Raw genomic sequence first — 16,580 nt, 5'->3', positions numbered from 1 at the left:
GTCACGCCTCCTCGTTTCCGGCGGTTTCAGTGCCTTGCCCGGCTTCGGCCGCCACGGACAACATTCCGCGGTCGAGCTCACGATAGCCGAACACGTGCGTCTTCAACCGATGCAACGCCTGCACCAGCGGCTCACCCGCTCCCGTAACGAGCACGATGAGAATGCCGATGGCCTGCGAACCGAAATATTCCACGTTGGCATGCAGCACGTTGATGCTCACACCGTAATCCTGCGCCACCTGGCTGATGATCGGCTCGAGTGCCGTACTCCCCTTGTATCTGAGCTCAACGATGGTGCCCGCAGGAAGCGACGGGACAAGCTGTGGAGGCACCGCAATGCCGAGATACCGTTCCACCAACGCCTTGGTGGTGGCATGCTTCGGCGTGCTGAACACGTCGAAGGTGGCACCCTGTTCCACCACCACACCGTTTTCCATCACGGCCACACGGTCGAAGATTCGCTTGGCCACGTCAAGCTGGTGCGTGATGAACACGATGGTGATGCCCAGCTCGCTGTTGATGCGTTGCAGCAGCGCCAAAATGCCTTCCGTGGTTTCGAGATCCAACGCGCTGGTGGCCTCGTCGCACAGCAGGATCTCCGGCTTGTTGGCGAGCGCGCGTGCGATGGACACGCGCTGCTTCTGCCCACCCGACAGGCTGGATGGATAGCTGTCGATCTTGTTTTCGAGCCCGACGAGTGCAAGCAGTTCGCGGATGCGTTCCCGCCATTGCGCTTTCGGACAGCCGCCCGCCTTCAGCGCGAATTCGATGTTCTTGCCGACGGTGACGTTGGTGATCAGGTTGAATCCCTGGAAGATGAAGCCGATCTTTTTACGCAACGCACGCAGGTCGGCGCCTTTGAGTCCGGTGATGTCCATGCCGTCGATCACGACCCGGCCGCCGGTGGGGCGTTCCAGCAGGTTGATGGTGCGCACCAGCGTGGATTTGCCCGCACCGGAGAATCCGACGATGCCGAAGATCTCGCCTTTGTCGACGTTCAGGCTTACATTCCTGACCGCTTCGACGGTCCGCCCGCCTTCATGAAAGGTGACGGACACGTCCTTCAGTTCAATAACGCTCATGACTGATGCCTCCTGACGTTTTCGAGGAAGGGACAACGATTTCACCAGGTGGTCGGCTTGCCGAAGTCCTTGAATTCGCTCTTGGCGATGGCATCCTTGAATTCCTGGCTGCCGAGCAGCTTCTTGACGGCCTTGCCGAAGTCGGAATCGACGTCCTTGGTGTTGACCACGAACACGTTGATCACGCCTTCATCCTGCTTTTCGGTGGCGAGCGCCTCGGCGGGCTTGAGCCCTGCGGCCCATGCGAAGTTGCCCGGGACGAGCGCCACATCCACCGTATCGACGGAGCGGGCCAGCTGGGCTGCGTCAAGCGTCTTGATCTTGAGGTTCTTCGGGTTGTCCTTGATGTCGTTGACGGAGGCCTTGGTCGAATCGACATCGCCCTTGAGCGTCACAAGACCCTGCTGTTCGAGCACGCCGAGGGAACGGGCCAGGTTGGAACCGTCGGCCGCGATGGACACGGTGGAACCGTCTTCGATATCGTCGATGGACTTGTATTTCTTGGAGTAGATGCCAAGGCCCAGCGTCGGCACCTGGCCCAGCGAGGTCAGGTCGAGGTTGTTGTCTTTCTTGAACTTGTTCAGATAATTGATGTGCTGCATCAGATTGGCCTGGATGGAACCGGAGGCGAGCGCCTTGTCCGGCTGCACGTAGTCGTTGAACAGTTTGGTCTTGAGCTCGAATCCGTCATCCTTGAGCAACGGGGCGATGACCTTTTCGACCATGTCGCCGTACGGCCCCGGGCACACGCCGACGGTAATCGTCGTGGTCTTGCCGTCGGTGGCGTTGAGGCTTTCGGAGGAACTGGAGCCGGTTCCGCAGGCAGCCACGGAGACGAGCGTGAAGACGGCTGCCAGCGCGGCGATGGCACGCTTGAGCACGCCGGACTTGGTGATGTTGGTGGTGATGGTCATGTCGGTTTCCTCTCTTGTATGCACGTTTGGTCGCGTATGATTCCGTCTGTCGGTTCAGGCTTCGGCCTGCGCCGCCGCTACGATTTCCGGATTGTGGATGGCGAAGGCCCGTTCCGCCAGATGCACTTCGCGGGTCAGGAACTCATGTAACTTGCAGCGATACCCGTGTTCCGCGCCGATTCTGGCGATGTAGCCGTTGATGTAGTCGACTTCCGTCGGCCGGCCTTTGGTGAGGTCCTGATACATGGACGGATAGTGCAATGGATGCGCCACGCCGGCGGTATGCAGGATGGTCGCGACCTCCGTCTCACGGGTGCCGAGCAGTTGATATCCGGCCGCCTCGGCGGCGCCATAGGCTTCGTCGACCAACTGTTCGGTGAGCCAGCGGGAGTCGGGATGCGCCTCGAACTCGCCGAATCGGATCTGATACATGGTGCATAGCGTGTTCAGCACGGAGTTGAACACGATCTTCGCCATGCACATGCCGATGAAGTTGTCGACGATGGTCGGGTTGAGAGTGGCGGCCCTGAAGTCTTCAAACAGCGCCTGTTCGGCGGCTTTCACCCCTTCGGTGGCCTCGTCGGCGTAGGAGCACAGATTCATGGCCTTGGCGTGGGCGCCGCCGGTGAAGTTGAAATCGCCCGGCCCATACACATAGGCGCCGATCAGCGCGGTGCCGCCGTAGATGCGGTCCTTGGGGAAGTATTCGTTGAGTTTTTCGAAATGACCGTAGCCGTTCATGGCGGAGAACACCACCTGCCTGTCGTTGAACAGGTGGGCGCAACGCTTAAGCACGCCGTCGAGCTGCATCTGCTTCAGGAACACGATCCATACGTCCGGATCGCCCGTGTACTCCTCCGGATAGTAGACGTCGATCGGCACCAGGTGGCGGTCTTCGCCGTCCTGCGACACGTACGCACCGCCCTGCTCGCGGATCCTCTCGACGTTCGGCTTCCACGTATCGATGAAATCGACGTCCTTGTGGGCGAACTCCTGTAGCAGAACACCATACTGAATGCCCATTCCGCCGGCACCGATCACTGCGTACCTCATGTCCCGATCTCCTCTCTCGTGAACGTTTCCCGCATCGCTTTTCTGCGGACAATCACAAGGTATCGGAAAAGATCGGACCGAATGACGGCGTGGCTATATGCGCTTCTTATGGAAGGCACGAATCGTCATAGCCATTGGTTATGGGCCGTTATCATGCATTCTCGGGCACCATGAAAAGGACCCGGCCGTTTGCACGGTCGGGTCCTGGCGAGCCCATGGGCAGCCGTCAGTCGACGACACCCTTCTCCACGACGATGTCATCCGGGTCGACGTCGGTGCCGTACACCGGTTTCAGCGTCTCCTCGTAGTCCTTGTGGAAGAAGTTCTCGTCGCCGAGCTTGTCGATCTCCTCGTTGATCCAGTCGAGCAGCTCCTTGTTGCCCTTCTGCACGGCCGGAGCGATGGTGTCTTCGTCACCGATCTTGGTGATGCCGACCTTGAAGCCCTTGTTGGACTTGGCCCAGGCGAGCACCTCGGTGTTGTCGGTGGAGAAAGCGTCGCCACGGCCGTCGAGCAGCGCATTGTAGGCGTCGGCATACTGGTCGTACTTCTGCAGCTTGACGTCGGGCTCGTTCTTCTCGAAGTAGGTTTCGGCGGTGGTGCCCTTGGCCACAATCAGGGTCTTGCCCTTGAGCTGGCTTACGTCGGTGATTTCGGCGCCTTCCGGCGAGACCACGCCGAGCGAGACCTTCATGTATGGCTTGGCGAAGTCGACCTTTTCCTTGCGTTCGTCGGTCACGGTGAAGTTGGCGAGGGTGATGTCGACCTTGTTGGAGGTGAGCACATCCACGCGGGCGGCCGGGTCGACGGAGGTGTAGGCCACCTTCACGCCGAGGTCCTTGGCAAGACGCTCGGCGAAGTACACGTCGTAGCCGGCGTAGTTGCCATCCTTGTCGACATAGCCGAACGGGGCCTTGTCGGAGAACACGGCCACTTTGAGCTCGCCCGACTTCTTGATTTCGTCCAGGGTGCGGGCGGTGGTCTTGCTTGAGCCGGAACCGCTCGCGGTGGAGCCTTCGTCGCTCGGCGTCGCGGCGGACGGACCGCATGCGGCCACCGAGGCCGCCATGATCAGCGCGGCCGATGCGGCCACGATGCTCTTTACGGTTTTGCTGATGATTGATGCGGTCATGGTTTCTCCTCTCTTCAAGATGACTGCCATCACAATCTATTGCCCGATGGCATCGCCTGACGCGCGATGTCTGTCGAATTCGAACGTACGCAGGAACTGCCGCGCACGTTCGGTCCGTGGATGGGTGAAGAACCTCTCGGCATCATCGGACTGTTCCACAATGCCGCCGTCCTCGAGCAGAATCACCTGATCGGCGATGGCCCGCGCGAATTGCATCTCATGCGTAACGATGAGCATGGTCTGACCCTGATCGGCAAGTTCGAGCATCACATCGAGCACTTCACGCACCATTTCCGGGTCAAGCGCCGCGGTGACCTCATCGAACAGCAGTACTTCCGGATGCAGGATCAGCGCACGGCAGATCGCCACACGCTGGCGTTGGCCACCGGAAAGCTCATGCGGCCAGGAATCCTTGCGATCGACCAGTCCGACACGCTCCAGCAGCGCGACGGCCTCCTTCTCGACTTCGGTCTTGTCGCGCTTTTGCACAAGGGTCGGTGCAAGCGTGATGTTGCCAAGCACGGTTTTGTTCGGGAAGAGGTCATAGCTTTGGAAGACCATGCCGACCCGTGTGCGCAATGCACTGCTGCGCTTGCTGCGACCCGCGGATTCGGTGCCCGGCCTACCGGTTTCGATGACCTCGCCGTTCAGCGAGATGGTGCCGCCCTGGATCGGTTCAAGTCCTGCGATGGTGCGCAGCAACGTCGACTTTCCCGAGCCGGAGGGCCCGACGATTACGAACACCTTGCCGTGCGGCACCTCGAAGGAGATATCGTTGAGCACCGGCTTATCGGCGTTGGCGTACTGCTTGACCAGATGTGCAACCCGAAGGCTTGGCTGCTGCATGTCAGTCATGCGACCACCTCTTTTCCAGTCGGCGGGCCACGATGGACAGCGGCCAGCACACAATGAAGTACATGAAGAAGATCACCCCGTAGATCCACAGGGTTCCGGTCGGGTATTGGAAACGATTCGCATCGATGATCTGCTGACCCACCTTGATCACCTCGACCACACCCAGCAGCACGGCCAGCGAAGTGGTTTTGACGATTCGGGTGGCAAGGTTCACTGAAGCCGGCAAAAGCCTGCGCAGCGCCTGCGGCAGGATCACCCGGGTGAAGGTCTGCCAAGGGCCCAGTCCCAGCACATAGGCGGACTCGTACTGCGCGTTGGAAATCGATTCGAGCGCACCGCGTACGAGGTCACCCAGCTCGGCGCCGCCCCATAGCACGAACACGAACACGCAGGCGCCGGTCGCGTCCAGATTCCAGTTCCAGGCGCGGGCGAAACCATAGAACGCGATGAACAGCAACGCAAGCTGCGGCATGATGCGGATGAAATCAAGATAGACACGGGTCAGCAGCCGGATGACGGGATTCCTCATCGTCATCAGCCAGCCGACGATCAGTCCGACCGGCACGGAAAGCGCGACGGAGACGCCGGCGATCCACACCGTAACCCACAATCCCTGCAACAATCGGGGAAAGACTCCCGGTTGGAGCAGAATTTCAGCGCCGTTCATAGTCGAACCTCCGCTCCAGCCACGTGCCGAACAGCGAAATCGGCAACAGAATGATCAGGTATGCGACCACCAGCATGAACAGCGACTCGTAGGTGCTGTAGTACATGCCGATCAGATCCTTGGCCATATACATCACGTCGGCGAGTGCGATGGCGGAAACCACGGACGATTCCTTGATCAGAAAGATCACATTGGCCACAATGCCCGGAATGGATGTGCTGACGGCCTGCGGAATCACCACACGGCTCAGGGTCTGCCATGTGTTGAATCCCAGCACATAGGCGGATTCGCGTTGTACGTTCGGAATGGTCTCGAGTCCGCCGCGCATCGCCTCTGCCATATAGGAACCGCCAAGGAAGCCAAGTCCCACGATGGCGCATTGCTCGGCCGACCAGACCACGCCGAGCTTCGGCAGACCGAAATACAGGAAATACAGCTGCACCAGCAGTGGGGTGTTGCGGCTGAGCTCGATATAGACGCGTACGATCTGCCGTAACACGGGAATACGTGCGATTTCAACGCCCGCGCAGACCAGACCGACGGCAATGGCGAGGATGATGCCGAATGCCGAGATGAATAACGTCATTTCGGAACCTCTGACGAAGAACGGCGCATAATGCGTGATGAACGTCCAGTCGAGCATATGTCACCTCCTCGTCTCTCATCGTCATTCGCGTTTTCGTTTCCGATGCACCTTACCATGCAACCCGTTCGGCGCAGGCGCGGCCAATCGTAGCGCGGAACGGATCGGCAACAGGCCCATGGCGTTATCGGATTTTCATATAGGGATTTATCAGGAACCCGCGAATCGGCCTCTCTGCAATCCATTCACACTATCGCACAGTACTGGTTTCCGCTGTAAGCCGATGTCCAAATGTGAAGATTGGGTACACCTCGCGAGAGAGTATGCACATGCTCATTCGACATGCAACCATGGATGACCTTGACGCGATTGCGGCGGTTGAGGCCGCGTGCTTCCCGCCGGCGGAGGCGGCGAGCAGCGAAAGCCTCGCCGCCCGTGTGGCCACGTATCCCGACCATTTCTGGCTGTTGGTCAACACCGAAAGCGACGATGACGTCTGCTTCCCCGCTTCCGTTCAGGACGGTACGCTCGTCGGCTTCGTCAACGGCATGACCACCGACGAGCCGGATCTCAGCGATGCCATGTATGACGATGCCTCCATGCATGACGAGAACGGTGCATGGCAGATGATCTTCGGCGTGGACACGGCTCCCCTATACCAGCACCGTGGTTGCGCCAGCTACCTGTTGCGTCGCGTGATATTGGACTCGGTGCTTGCCGGTCGTAGCGGTATCGTGCTCACCTGCAAGGAGCGTCTGATCGGTTTCTATGCCCGTTTGGGGTTTACGGACGAAGGCGTTTGCGAATCCACCCACGGCAATGCGGTCTGGCATCAGATGCGCTTGACGCTCACGCATGCCGCGGCCGAACAGGCCTGACGTTCCGCCGCACACCCTACGACACGCCGATGATTTGCTTTTCGCTGATTATCCACGTAAGTTAGCACTCGCTTCGGGCGGTTGGCGCAGAGGTAGCGCACTTCCCTGACACGGAAGGGGTCACAAGTTCGAATCTTGTATCGCCCACGCGAAGCGGATGACGAAGCCGGGAGACCGGCGGAGACATCCACGGGTGATTGGCGCAGCGGCTAGCGCACTTCCTTCACACGGAAGGGGTCATAGGTTCGATTCCTATATCACCCACTGAATTTCTGCTTCTCACGGCAGGAATTCTTTGCGGACATAGCTTAGTTGGTAAAGCGCAACCTTGCCAAGGTTGAGACCGCGGGTTCGAGTCCCGTTGTCCGCTCCAGTAAATCTCATTCGGTAAAACCTCAGCATCGTTCGATGTTGAGGTTTTTCTTTTCACCGCATCAGACTGCCGTCGGGTCGTCTCCATCATGCGCCGACGATAATCGGGACAACCCGACGATGCTTCTTACTCCCCCATGCCACTCCATGCATAGCCGAGATGCATGAATTCCGGCACCTTGTACCATTTGACCGGATAGCCCGCACCATGCGCGCAAAACACCGAATCCGGCGTGTTTTCCAGATCGGCTTCCGGATCGTATGCCGCGTCCTCAATCACCTCATCGGCATTATGGCAGGGACGGTATCCGGCGAAGACGCAGCTTAAATGTCCGCGGCCATGCGTGTAGGCGTTCACATCCATCGCGTAGTCCTGCATTTCGGCCACCGGAGCGGTGCCATCCAATACCATGTACTCACCATCGGGAATCGGAGTCTCGAATGTGCCGCCCATCCGCTGCACGTCGGCCATGGCATGACCGACCATGTCCTGCGGTACTTCCAGACGGAAGCCATACCACGGTTCCAACAGACGGCAATCGCCCTGCCTCTTCGTTTCCATCAGGCCCTGCCTGATCGCACGATATGTGGCCTGACGGAAATCGCCGCCCTCCGTATGTTTCAGATGCGCACGGCCGACCAACAATGTAATCCTCATATCGGTGATAGGCGAGCCGGTAAGCACACCCAGATGTTCACGCTCCTGACAATGCTGCAAAATCAGTCTCTGCCAGTTACGGTCAAGCACGTCCTCGCTGCATATGGTCGCGTACCGCATGCCGCTTCCGGCCGGCAACGGCTCAAGCAGCACATGGGTCTCCGCATAGTGACGTAACGGTTCGAAATGGCCCACGCCTTCAATCGGTTTGGCAATCGTCTCCTTGTAGAGAATGCTGCCCGGACCGAACGAAACGTCCAATCCGAAACGGTCGTGCATCATCTGCTGGATAATCTCCAGCTGCACGGCACCCATCAACTGCAAGTGCACTTCTTCGAGACGCGTCTGCCACACTACATGCAGCAGCGGATCCTCATCCTCCAACTCGCGCAACGCCACAAGGCATTTGTGGATGTCACACTCCCCTGGCAGCAGCGTGTAGGTGAGCACCGGCTGCAGTATCGGACTCTCACCGTTGCGTTCAAAGCCCAGGCCTGCGCCGGGGAATGTCCGTGTTAAGCCCGTCACCGCACATACGGTGCCTGCGGGAACCGAATCGACCGTGGTGAATTTCGCGCCGGAGTAGACGCGCACCTGATCGGCCTTTTCATGCCATAGTGCGACGGAATCGACGGGCGCATCATCGTCAGCCACACTCCTTTGAACGGTCGATCCGTCACCATCGGAGCCGGTAATGGCTCCGTTTTCGACTCCGCCGCGCGTTATGCCGCTCAGCAATGTCTTGGCTTTGAGATCGCCGCCCGTCACCTTCATCCAGGTCAGGCGATTGCCTTGCGCATCATGTGACACCTTATATATACGCACTCCGAATTCGTTGCCGTAGCGAGGCTCTTCAACGTATCGTTCGAAGCCTGACATGAATGCTTCGACGCCTTCCATTTTCAGAGCCGAACCGAAGAAGCAAGGGAAGATCTCGCGATGCACGATCATGGTGCGGATGGTTCCATCCGGAACGGTTCCGGCTTCGAGGTAGGCGTTCATGGCGGATTCGTCCTGCATGGCGATTGCTTCCATGGCATCCGCAAACACGGGATTGTCTGCGCCCCGCTCCCCTGCACCGGTGAAACCCGTAAAGTCGATGCAACCATCGGAAAAACGTTGCTTGAGTTGGTTCAGCAATGTCGCCTTATCGGCACCGGACGCATCCATCTTATTGATGAAGACGAAAGTGGGCACTTGGTAACGTGCCAGCAATCGCCACAGCGTCTCGGTATGGCCCTGAATGCCGTCGGTGCCGGAGATCACCAGAATCGCGTAGTCGAGTACACGCAGGGTGCGTTCCGTTTCAGCGGAGAAATCGACGTGGCCTGGAGTGTCAAGCAGGGTCAGCGTAAGACCGTCCGCTTTGATGATGGCCGGTTCGGTGAAGATGGTGATGCCGCGCTGGCGCTCCATCGCATTCGTGTCGAGAAACGCATCGCCATGATCCACACGGCCAAGCCTGCGCACCTGACCGGTGGCATAGAGCAACGCCTCCGACAATGTGGTCTTGCCCGCATCCACATGTGCCAGAATGCCGGTGACGATTCGTTTCATAATCCCTCCCACAGGCCGACTAATCTATCAACAACATACACACCGCCCCCCGTCTCAGCAATCGCAATCGCCGCCGCGAAGGGCACGTGCATTGCCGCCATTCTTGGCCATGCGCCGACGATCTCGGATGGCTCGGCGTCCAAATTATTCCAGCTTGTGAGTGAATCACCTCGCTCACAAGCCACTCAGAGTCCCGAAATATCCAGCCACTGGAACAATCACCCCTGCATATGGCTTCTCAATGTCCCGATTTCTCCAGTGACTGGCGCAATCATCCCGCTGCAGGGTTTGTGAATGGATACATCATCCACCCACTGGATTATTTATCCCCGCAACCAATCAAACAGGATGTTAGCATCATTACGGGAACCCCGCATCGTCGCATCGACCGAACACACGCGAAAGGGTTTGCACCATGCAAACTCATAGCCACGGTGTTCACAAGGCTTTGAGAACAATACCCATTGCGGCGAGAATCACCCCGACGTATTGGGTGGCTCGTACATGTTTGCGAGGTACTCCCAACAGGCCGAATCGGTCGACCACAAGGCCTCCGCCAACCTGCCCGAGCAATATGAGCATGACCGTCATACCGGTGCCGATTTCCGAGGAAAGATATGCATTGCACATCACCAGAGTCGCCCCCAGCAATCCGCCGACCCACATCCACCATGGGTTGCCTTTTTCCAGCGCATCGCCGAGGCTGTAGGTATGGTCGACCAGACCCACCACAATCGTCAGGGCGGCCAGCCCGACGACAAAGGAGGCCAACGAAGCCTTGGCGGGAGATCCCAACGAGACGCCAAGCCTGCCGAGCAAGGCCGTTTGAACAGCCGAACACATGCCGAAGGATACCCCTGCCAAACTCCATAGCACCACCGCAAGCACATCGTGCGAAGCTCCCAGATCGACATGTCGTCTCACTCCTGCATCATCCGCCGCATCTCGATGACCCAGCTGTAGACCGGCCCCCATGACGGCAAGCAGGAAACCCGCCATTGCAAGAACCGTGCCGCATACACGCAACGGTGAAATCGCCCGCTGTTGTGCGCCGAACCAGCCAAAAGCGTCGATCAGCAATCCCATGACGATCTGCCCCGTAACCGGCATGATCACGGTCCTCAAACTACCTAATTTCGGCAATAGCAGCACGTTGCCGGTCAGGAACGTCACGCCGAACACACCGGCGAGCCACATCCACCATGGGCCGCCCGCCGCCGTAGCAGACAACAACGGATAAGGCCCCGTCGCCAACACAATGGTCAGCATCGACAGCAGCCCTACACTGAACGACACCATTGAGGCACGCAAGGGCGAACCGACAGAACGACCCAGACGCGCGTTCACCGCTGTTTGCACCGGTGTAATGGAACCCGAAAAAACACCCAACAGCAACTGCAGCATGCCTTGACTCCTTCTTCCTCCAGCACGTCACTATAGTAGGATGCAATTTCCAAACTACCGACGGTGGGACGCATCTTGGTATCGGCAGATTGGGGAAAGTATGGAAAAGTCCCCGCTCCGTATGAGGCGAGGACTTGATCGTGACCCCGGGGAGACTCGAACTCCCGACCTTGAGATTAGAAGTCACATGCTCTATCCAGCTGAGCTACAGGGCCAAACCAGATTCAGTATAGTCATTCCATGCATTCTTGCCAACTCGAATGCGTGAACCATTTTTCCGAACTCCCGACCTTGAGATTAGAAGTCACATCCAAGGTGGGCAACATCACGGCTCGATAATCCAGCTCAATCCCACAAGCACAACGAGGAACAGCACGTTCACCGCGGAGTAGACGGCCAGATAGCGGCCCTTCTTGTTCGGATACTTGCGTACCACGTTCTTGTAGCCAATCAGCGACGCCATGGATGCGATCAGCGTGCCCATGCCACCCAGATTGGTGCCGATGATCAGCTCGCGCCACTGGTCGCAGAAGCCGGAGAGCAGCAGTGTGGTCGGCACGTTGGAGATGAACTGGCTGGAGACCACGGACACCTCCAGCGGATGCGCTCCCACCAGCGAGGCCGCCAGTTCGTAGAATTCCGGCACGCGTTTCATGTTGCCGATGAAAATGAAGAACATGCAGAACGTGAGCGGCAGCCCCCAGTCAACGTTGCGGAATACGCGGCGATCGCACAGCAGGAAGGCCACCACCACAATCACGCACATGACCCACAGCGGAATGAAATCGCTTACCGCAAGCAGACACACGATGAACAACGCGCAATAGACCAGCGTGCGCCAGCCGCCGTAACCGGCGCCATAGCCGGTCACACGGATCTCATCCGGTTGCGGCTGGTCGGCGCGCGGGGCGAGCACGTTCTGTTCGATGCCCGCACCGTCGATCGAGGAGAATTCGGAAACCGGCTTCTTGCCGAACACCACGCAGGTGATGATCACCAGCAATACCGCGGCGGTCGCCGAATACGGGGCCATGATGCCGATCATTTCCGATGACGGCATGCCGGTAAGTGCCTTCAGATACAGATTGTGCGCATTGCCGATCGGGGTGAGCATGCTGCCGACGTTCGCGCCGACCGTCATCAGCGTACCGACGAGTACCGCATGCTCCTCCATATGCGCCATGGTGAGCACAGCTAGGGCGAACGGGATGAACGTGACCAACGCCACGTCGTTGGTAATCAGCATGCCGGAGAAATAGGTAAGTGCGATCAGCGTGATCACCAGTCCGCGTGCGGTGCTGACATGCTGCAGCAGACGCGAGCCGATAATGCGGAACACACCGATACGCTGGAATCCGCAGACCACCAGCATCAGGCAGATCAACTGCGAGATGGTGCTGGCATGGATGTAACCGGCATACTCCTTATCCGGCGGCACGATGAAGCACGAAATAACCGCAAGTATGGAAGCCACCACGAGAATGGTCTCGTTCTTCAGGACCTTGACCACCAACTGTCGCATCCATTCCTCCAGGAATCCCCACTTGCAACGTCATCTGCAACGGTGAGCTATGTTCATCAAATGCCGTACCCACTTTACCCGAAACTCCGCCTACCATAAGGTCTCGGCGTGCTGAAATTCCGACCATTCCAACGTTTTTCAGCCACTCCGCCCTACTGCTTTGTGCCATTGCAAACCGGCAAACCATGCAAAAAAAATTTTCATAGGTCCGCTATTGATAGAGTCTTCAACAAAGATTTCGGCAAGTATTCGGATGCCGTTCGGCATCGGTTCGTTTTCGTCACCTCCCGTTCACCGAAAGACACGCCGCTATGCACGGAAGACGCCCGCCATGGGCATCTTCCGTGCATCCTTGCGGATGCATGACTTGGATTCGGAAGGTCTTCGTCAGGCAACGTTGTTGCCATATACCTTCGCCTGCAGGTCCTTGCGCAGGGCTTCCATGTTCGTGACCTGACCGAGCAGCTCGATCTTCTCGCCGCCGTCCGGCAGCTGCGCCATACGCCGCTTGGCCGCACCGATCTTACGCATGAGGCCTATGTCAAGCAGTCGTGCCAACAGTTCGGAGGCGTAGCGCCGTTCGGCATCCGTCGGTTTGCGCAATTGCACGGCGCCCTCCTGCTCCTGTGGTGCACGACCGGCGTTCATGTCGGCTTCGCTCGGCGGCAACGGCAACGGCATGACCGCCAGTTCGTTGATCACCGATTCGAGCATCGGCCCGCCGGCCTTGGTCAGATTATGCATCCACAAACCCTGCGGCGTATCCTCGCTCGGCAGGCCGCCGGCAGCGGCCACGGCCTGGAACAACGAACGAAATACCGGCGTGATGAAGTTCGACAGCGTGAGTCCTGCGAACATGCTCGGTTCCACGGCACGCGGCACCTGAATCAACGTGGCCATGAACTGCTGCTCGCAGATGAACACGGCATCATCGATGTGATAGTAGGTCTGTTCGGCGGCGTCGCGATGTTCCAATGCCTTACGTACGGAGCGATTTTCATACGGATTCGAACCTTGTTCCACGCGTTGTTCCACGGCATTGCCGCTGCCGTACCGCCGCTTCGGCGCATAAGCGTCATCGTCGCGCACGTTAAGCTTGCGACGGGCGTCCCGCACCTCGCGTTGCATGATGTCCAGATCGATGCCGATGCGGCGAACCGCCTTACGGGTATACAGATCCAACAGCGAACGATCCCGGATCTGCGCGATCAACGGCGCGACCGCCTTGACAGCACCCATCTGCCCGGTCGTGTATGTGGTGTCGAACCGGCCGATCGCCGCTTCGATCACAAAGTCGTACAGCGGTTTCGCATGCTCGATCAGCGAGCGCACCGCCTCGTTGCCACGCTTGATGCGCAGGTCGCACGGGTCGAGATTGTCGTCGGCGACGGCCACGAAGGTCTGTGACAGGAACGCCGAGTCCAGGCCGAATGCGTGGATGGCGGCCTTCTGCCCTGCCGCATCGCCGTCGAAGGTGAATACGATGCGAGAGCTCAGCGCCTGGCCCTCGACCTTCAACGGACCGATCAGCTGTACGGCGCCCAGCGAATCGTCGGCGATCAGACGACGCACGATTTTGGCGTGTTCCGCGCCGAACGCCGTGCCGCATGTGGCGATGGCGGTGTCGATGCCGGCCAGATGCATGGCCATCACATCGGTATAGCCTTCGACGATCACCACCTGGCGCTTCTTCACGATTGCGGACTTCGCCATATCGATGCCGTACAGCACCTGGTTCTTTCGGTACAGCTGCGTGTCGGGAGTGTTGATGTACTTCGCGTTGATCGCGTCGTCCTCATACAGTTTGCGCGCACCGAAGCCGAGCGTACGGCCGGTCGAGTCGCGGATCGGCCAGGTCACGCGCCCGCGGAAGTAGTCGTAGACACCGCGCTGTCCCTGGCGCGCAAGACCCGCGTCGAGCATCTCCTTCTGGGTGAAGCCCCTGCCCGCCAGATGGCGTACGAGATTGTCCCAGCCCTGCGGCGCATATCCGCAGCCGAATCGTTGGCAGTCGGCCTGGCTGAAGTTGCGGCCGTCAAGCAGCTTGCGGGCGGCGAGCGCCTCCTTGGTCATCAGTTGCGATACGAAGAACTCCTGTGCGGCCTCGTTCGCCTCAAGCAGGCGGGCACGCTTCGAACCGGCATGCTCGGGCTTGGCGTTCGCCTGGTCGTAGTGCAGTTCGATGTGGTACCTATCGGCCAGCAGTTCCACCGCATCACGAAAGTCGATGTTCTCCTGCTGCTCCACATACCCGAACACGTCACCGCCAAGGCCACAGCCGAAGCAGTGCCATACGCCAAGTGCGGGACGCACGGAAAAGCTCGGGGTCTTCTCGTCGTGGAAGGGGCATAGGCCCACGTAGGTGCCGGTCCCGGAGGGTTTGAGCGTGACGGTCGCAGACACGATGTCATACAAATCGGCTGCGGCGCGCACCTTTTCGACGTCTTCCTTCAGAATCATTCCCGGCATGCGTTCCAGATTACCAGCGTGCCCCTAGGTTATGACCACACGGCATATGCAGCGCACGACACGCTCCGGGCCGTTCTGCCAAGCCTACGGCGCGTTGCATGCGCCGCCCCACCGGGAATCGGGAAGGAACCATGCTCGTCCAGGGCTCGTCCGCACGTCAGCACAGCAAGGAGTGAAGGGCCAGGGCGGAGGTGTCCGTCAGACTCGCCACCTGATCGATGGCCACACGCAATCGCGCGTCGTCGCCGTCCGCCTGCCGCCAGTCGTCAAGGAACACGCTTTCGAGCGCGCCGGACGGCTTGGGATTGTCGTCCATGAACACGCCGACCAGATCGTTGACGATTCGTCGTTCCGCGTCATGCAGTGGTTCACGTTCACCCGGAGCCATCACGAAATGCACGGCGATGCCTTTCAACGCCACGATCTCGTAACTGGTCTCCTCGGGAATGATCACGTTGCCGTTATAGCGGGTCAGCGGGTCGCCGCCATAGGTGTCGCGGGTCGCAGCCTCCACGGAACCCGCGAAACGGCCGATCAGATCGCTGGTCATGTTCTTCAGCGCTGCCAGCGATCGACGGGATCCGTCAAAGTATCCGGGAAAAGTGTCGCGATGATGCATGCGATGGAACGCCGCCACCAGTTTGTCGGGGTCCCACTGCCGTCCGTACCAGCTTCGTGAGTCCTCGATGACGGCATCGATCACACCGCTCTCGTGCAATACGACCGGATCGAAGGAACCGGTCGCGATGGCGTCCTCCACATCGTGCACGCTGTAGGCGATGTCGTCGGACAGATCCATGACCTGGCACTCCACCGGTCGCGCATTGCCCGACGTGCCCTGCTTGAGCCACCGGAAGACATCCTCGTCATCCGGATAGACGCAGAATTTCGCACTGCGCTCCCCTTTCGGATGGTCGGCGGCCTCGGCCAACGTCCACGGATATTTGACGGTGGCGTCGAGTGCCGCACGTGTCAGGTTCACGCCGGCGGAACGGCCGTCGGGAAACATGATTTTCGGCTCGAGCCGCGTCAGCAATCGCAGGGTCTGCGCATTGCCTTCGAATCCGCCGATATCCCGTGCGATTTCAGCGAGCGCACGCTCCCCGTTATGCCCGAACGGCGGATGACCGAGGTCGTGCGCAAGGCAGGCGCAGTCGACCACATCCGGATCGCAGCCAAGGGAGGCGCCGATCTGACGTCCGATCTGCGCGACCTCCAGCGTGTGCGTAAGCCGTGTGCGTACGAAATCATCGGTGCCGGCCACCAGTATCTGGCTTTTCGCGCCAAGCCTGCGCAGGGCGGAGGAATGGATCAGGCGGGCGCGATCACGCTGGAAGGCGGTGCGTGTGCTGGATTTCGGCGGTTCCGGAGCCCACCGCTCCTCGTCGGAAGACACATAGCCGACCGTCATGGGTTGCCTCCGCTCAGAACGCCC

14 protein-coding genes and 4 tRNA genes are annotated in these 16,580 nt (G+C 59.3%); 4 read left to right on the top strand and 14 right to left on the bottom strand.

Translation table 11 applies throughout. From position 1 onward, the window contains the following. Position 1: 1 nt before the first annotated feature. The 7 genes from BMOU_RS09735 to BMOU_RS09705 form a co-directional block, all read right to left on the bottom strand. The gene (locus BMOU_RS09735; protein ID WP_034877092.1) at positions 2–1,081 is read right to left on the bottom strand and encodes a methionine ABC transporter ATP-binding protein; all 1,080 of its coding nucleotides are present in this window, start codon (positions 1,079–1,081) and stop codon (positions 2–4) included. A 41-nt stretch (positions 1,082–1,122) separates the two neighbouring features. After that, a complete protein-coding gene (locus BMOU_RS09730) occupies positions 1,123–1,995 on the bottom strand; it encodes a MetQ/NlpA family ABC transporter substrate-binding protein (protein WP_034877090.1) in 873 nt (290 codons plus the stop codon). A 54-nt stretch (positions 1,996–2,049) separates the two neighbouring features. Beyond that, complete coding sequence (locus BMOU_RS09725; protein ID WP_034877088.1) at positions 2,050–3,048, bottom strand: ketopantoate reductase family protein; 999 nt, start codon at positions 3,046–3,048, stop codon at positions 2,050–2,052. 226 nt (positions 3,049–3,274) lie between these two features. Next, entirely contained in the window at positions 3,275–4,180 is a 906-nt protein-coding gene (locus tag BMOU_RS09720; protein ID WP_034877086.1) for a cysteine ABC transporter substrate-binding protein, read from the bottom strand. Positions 4,181–4,216: 36 nt separating this feature from the next. Beyond that, the gene (locus BMOU_RS09715; protein ID WP_034877084.1) at positions 4,217–5,035 is read right to left on the bottom strand and encodes an amino acid ABC transporter ATP-binding protein; all 819 of its coding nucleotides are present in this window, start codon (positions 5,033–5,035) and stop codon (positions 4,217–4,219) included. Further along, a complete protein-coding gene (locus tag BMOU_RS09710) occupies positions 5,028–5,702 on the bottom strand; it encodes an amino acid ABC transporter permease (protein WP_034877083.1) in 675 nt (224 codons plus the stop codon). Before BMOU_RS09710 ends, BMOU_RS09715 begins: the two co-directional genes overlap by 8 nt. Further along, positions 5,689–6,345 carry an amino acid ABC transporter permease gene (locus BMOU_RS09705; RefSeq protein ID WP_034877081.1) on the bottom strand — a complete coding sequence of 219 codons (657 nt, stop codon included), beginning with the start codon at positions 6,343–6,345 and terminating at the stop codon, positions 5,689–5,691. The genes BMOU_RS09710 and BMOU_RS09705 overlap by 14 nt, the downstream gene beginning before the upstream one ends. Before the next feature lie 269 nt (positions 6,346–6,614). On the opposite strand from BMOU_RS09705, the gene BMOU_RS09700 reads away from it, so the two are divergent. The 4 genes from BMOU_RS09700 to BMOU_RS09685 all read left to right on the top strand — a co-directional run bounded on the left by BMOU_RS09700 (position 6,615) and on the right by BMOU_RS09685 (position 7,536). Then, complete coding sequence (locus tag BMOU_RS09700; protein ID WP_034877079.1) at positions 6,615–7,163, top strand: GNAT family N-acetyltransferase; 549 nt, start codon at positions 6,615–6,617, stop codon at positions 7,161–7,163. Between the two features lie 75 nt (positions 7,164–7,238). Next, positions 7,239–7,310: transfer RNA gene (locus tag BMOU_RS09695), tRNA-Val, on the top strand. Between the two features lie 44 nt (positions 7,311–7,354). After that, positions 7,355–7,427 (top strand) — tRNA-Val (locus BMOU_RS09690). A gap of 33 nt (positions 7,428–7,460) precedes the next feature. After that, positions 7,461–7,536, top strand: a tRNA-Gly gene (locus BMOU_RS09685). Positions 7,537–7,662: 126 nt separating this feature from the next. Here the strand turns inward: BMOU_RS09685 and BMOU_RS09680 are convergent. The 7 genes from BMOU_RS09680 to BMOU_RS09655 all read right to left on the bottom strand — a co-directional run bounded on the left by BMOU_RS09680 (position 7,663) and on the right by BMOU_RS09655 (position 16,556). Beyond that, positions 7,663–9,750: an elongation factor G gene (locus tag BMOU_RS09680; protein ID WP_034877077.1), complete on the bottom strand. Its 2,088-nt coding sequence runs from the start codon at positions 9,748–9,750 to the stop codon at positions 7,663–7,665. Positions 9,751–10,188: 438 nt separating this feature from the next. After that, the gene (locus BMOU_RS09675; protein WP_034877075.1) at positions 10,189–11,154 is read right to left on the bottom strand and encodes a DMT family transporter; all 966 of its coding nucleotides are present in this window, start codon (positions 11,152–11,154) and stop codon (positions 10,189–10,191) included. A gap of 141 nt (positions 11,155–11,295) precedes the next feature. Beyond that, a tRNA-Arg gene (locus tag BMOU_RS09670) sits at positions 11,296–11,369 on the bottom strand. 110 nt (positions 11,370–11,479) lie between these two features. Beyond that, positions 11,480–12,676, bottom strand: coding sequence for an anion transporter (locus BMOU_RS09665; protein ID WP_034877073.1), 1,197 nt, complete (start codon positions 12,674–12,676; stop codon positions 11,480–11,482). Between the two features lie 138 nt (positions 12,677–12,814). Then, a complete protein-coding gene (locus BMOU_RS11715; RefSeq protein WP_268744948.1) occupies positions 12,815–12,943 on the bottom strand; it encodes a hypothetical protein in 129 nt (42 codons plus the stop codon). 120 nt (positions 12,944–13,063) lie between these two features. After that, on the bottom strand, positions 13,064–15,145 hold the full coding sequence (gene dnaG, locus BMOU_RS09660; protein ID WP_034877071.1) for a DNA primase: 2,082 nt from the start codon (positions 15,143–15,145) through the stop codon (positions 13,064–13,066). A gap of 157 nt (positions 15,146–15,302) precedes the next feature. After that, positions 15,303–16,556 carry a deoxyguanosinetriphosphate triphosphohydrolase gene (locus tag BMOU_RS09655; protein ID WP_034877069.1) on the bottom strand — a complete coding sequence of 418 codons (1,254 nt, stop codon included), beginning with the start codon at positions 16,554–16,556 and terminating at the stop codon, positions 15,303–15,305. Between the last annotated feature and the right edge of the window lie 24 nt (positions 16,557–16,580).

The sequence above is a fragment of the Bifidobacterium moukalabense DSM 27321 genome (assembly GCF_000522505.1).
In the GTDB taxonomy this organism is placed as follows: domain Bacteria; phylum Actinomycetota; class Actinomycetes; order Actinomycetales; family Bifidobacteriaceae; genus Bifidobacterium; species Bifidobacterium moukalabense.
Note: the sequence above shows the minus strand (reverse complement) of the source record. Positions and strands in the feature narration are given on the sequence as shown.

Coding starts and splice junctions, on each gene's coding strand:
- BMOU_RS09735 (WP_034877092.1), bottom strand. CDS start 1,081: ATGAGCGTTATTGAACTGAAGGACGTGTCCGTCACCTTTCATGAAGGC.
- BMOU_RS09730 (WP_034877090.1), bottom strand. CDS start 1,995: ATGACCATCACCACCAACATCACCAAGTCCGGCGTGCTCAAGCGTGCC.
- BMOU_RS09725 (WP_034877088.1), bottom strand. CDS start 3,048: ATGAGGTACGCAGTGATCGGTGCCGGCGGAATGGGCATTCAGTATGGT.
- BMOU_RS09720 (WP_034877086.1), bottom strand. CDS start 4,180: ATGACCGCATCAATCATCAGCAAAACCGTAAAGAGCATCGTGGCCGCA.
- BMOU_RS09715 (WP_034877084.1), bottom strand. CDS start 5,035: ATGACTGACATGCAGCAGCCAAGCCTTCGGGTTGCACATCTGGTCAAG.
- BMOU_RS09710 (WP_034877083.1), bottom strand. CDS start 5,702: ATGAACGGCGCTGAAATTCTGCTCCAACCGGGAGTCTTTCCCCGATTG.
- BMOU_RS09705 (WP_034877081.1), bottom strand. CDS start 6,345: ATGCTCGACTGGACGTTCATCACGCATTATGCGCCGTTCTTCGTCAGA.
- BMOU_RS09700 (WP_034877079.1), top strand. CDS start 6,615: ATGCTCATTCGACATGCAACCATGGATGACCTTGACGCGATTGCGGCG.
- BMOU_RS09680 (WP_034877077.1), bottom strand. CDS start 9,750: ATGAAACGAATCGTCACCGGCATTCTGGCACATGTGGATGCGGGCAAG.
- BMOU_RS09675 (WP_034877075.1), bottom strand. CDS start 11,154: ATGCTGCAGTTGCTGTTGGGTGTTTTTTCGGGTTCCATTACACCGGTG.
- BMOU_RS09665 (WP_034877073.1), bottom strand. CDS start 12,676: ATGCGACAGTTGGTGGTCAAGGTCCTGAAGAACGAGACCATTCTCGTG.
- BMOU_RS11715 (WP_268744948.1), bottom strand. CDS start 12,943: ATGCCGAACGGCATCCGAATACTTGCCGAAATCTTTGTTGAAGACTCT.
- dnaG (WP_034877071.1), bottom strand. CDS start 15,145: ATGCCGGGAATGATTCTGAAGGAAGACGTCGAAAAGGTGCGCGCCGCA.
- BMOU_RS09655 (WP_034877069.1), bottom strand. CDS start 16,556: ATGACGGTCGGCTATGTGTCTTCCGACGAGGAGCGGTGGGCTCCGGAA.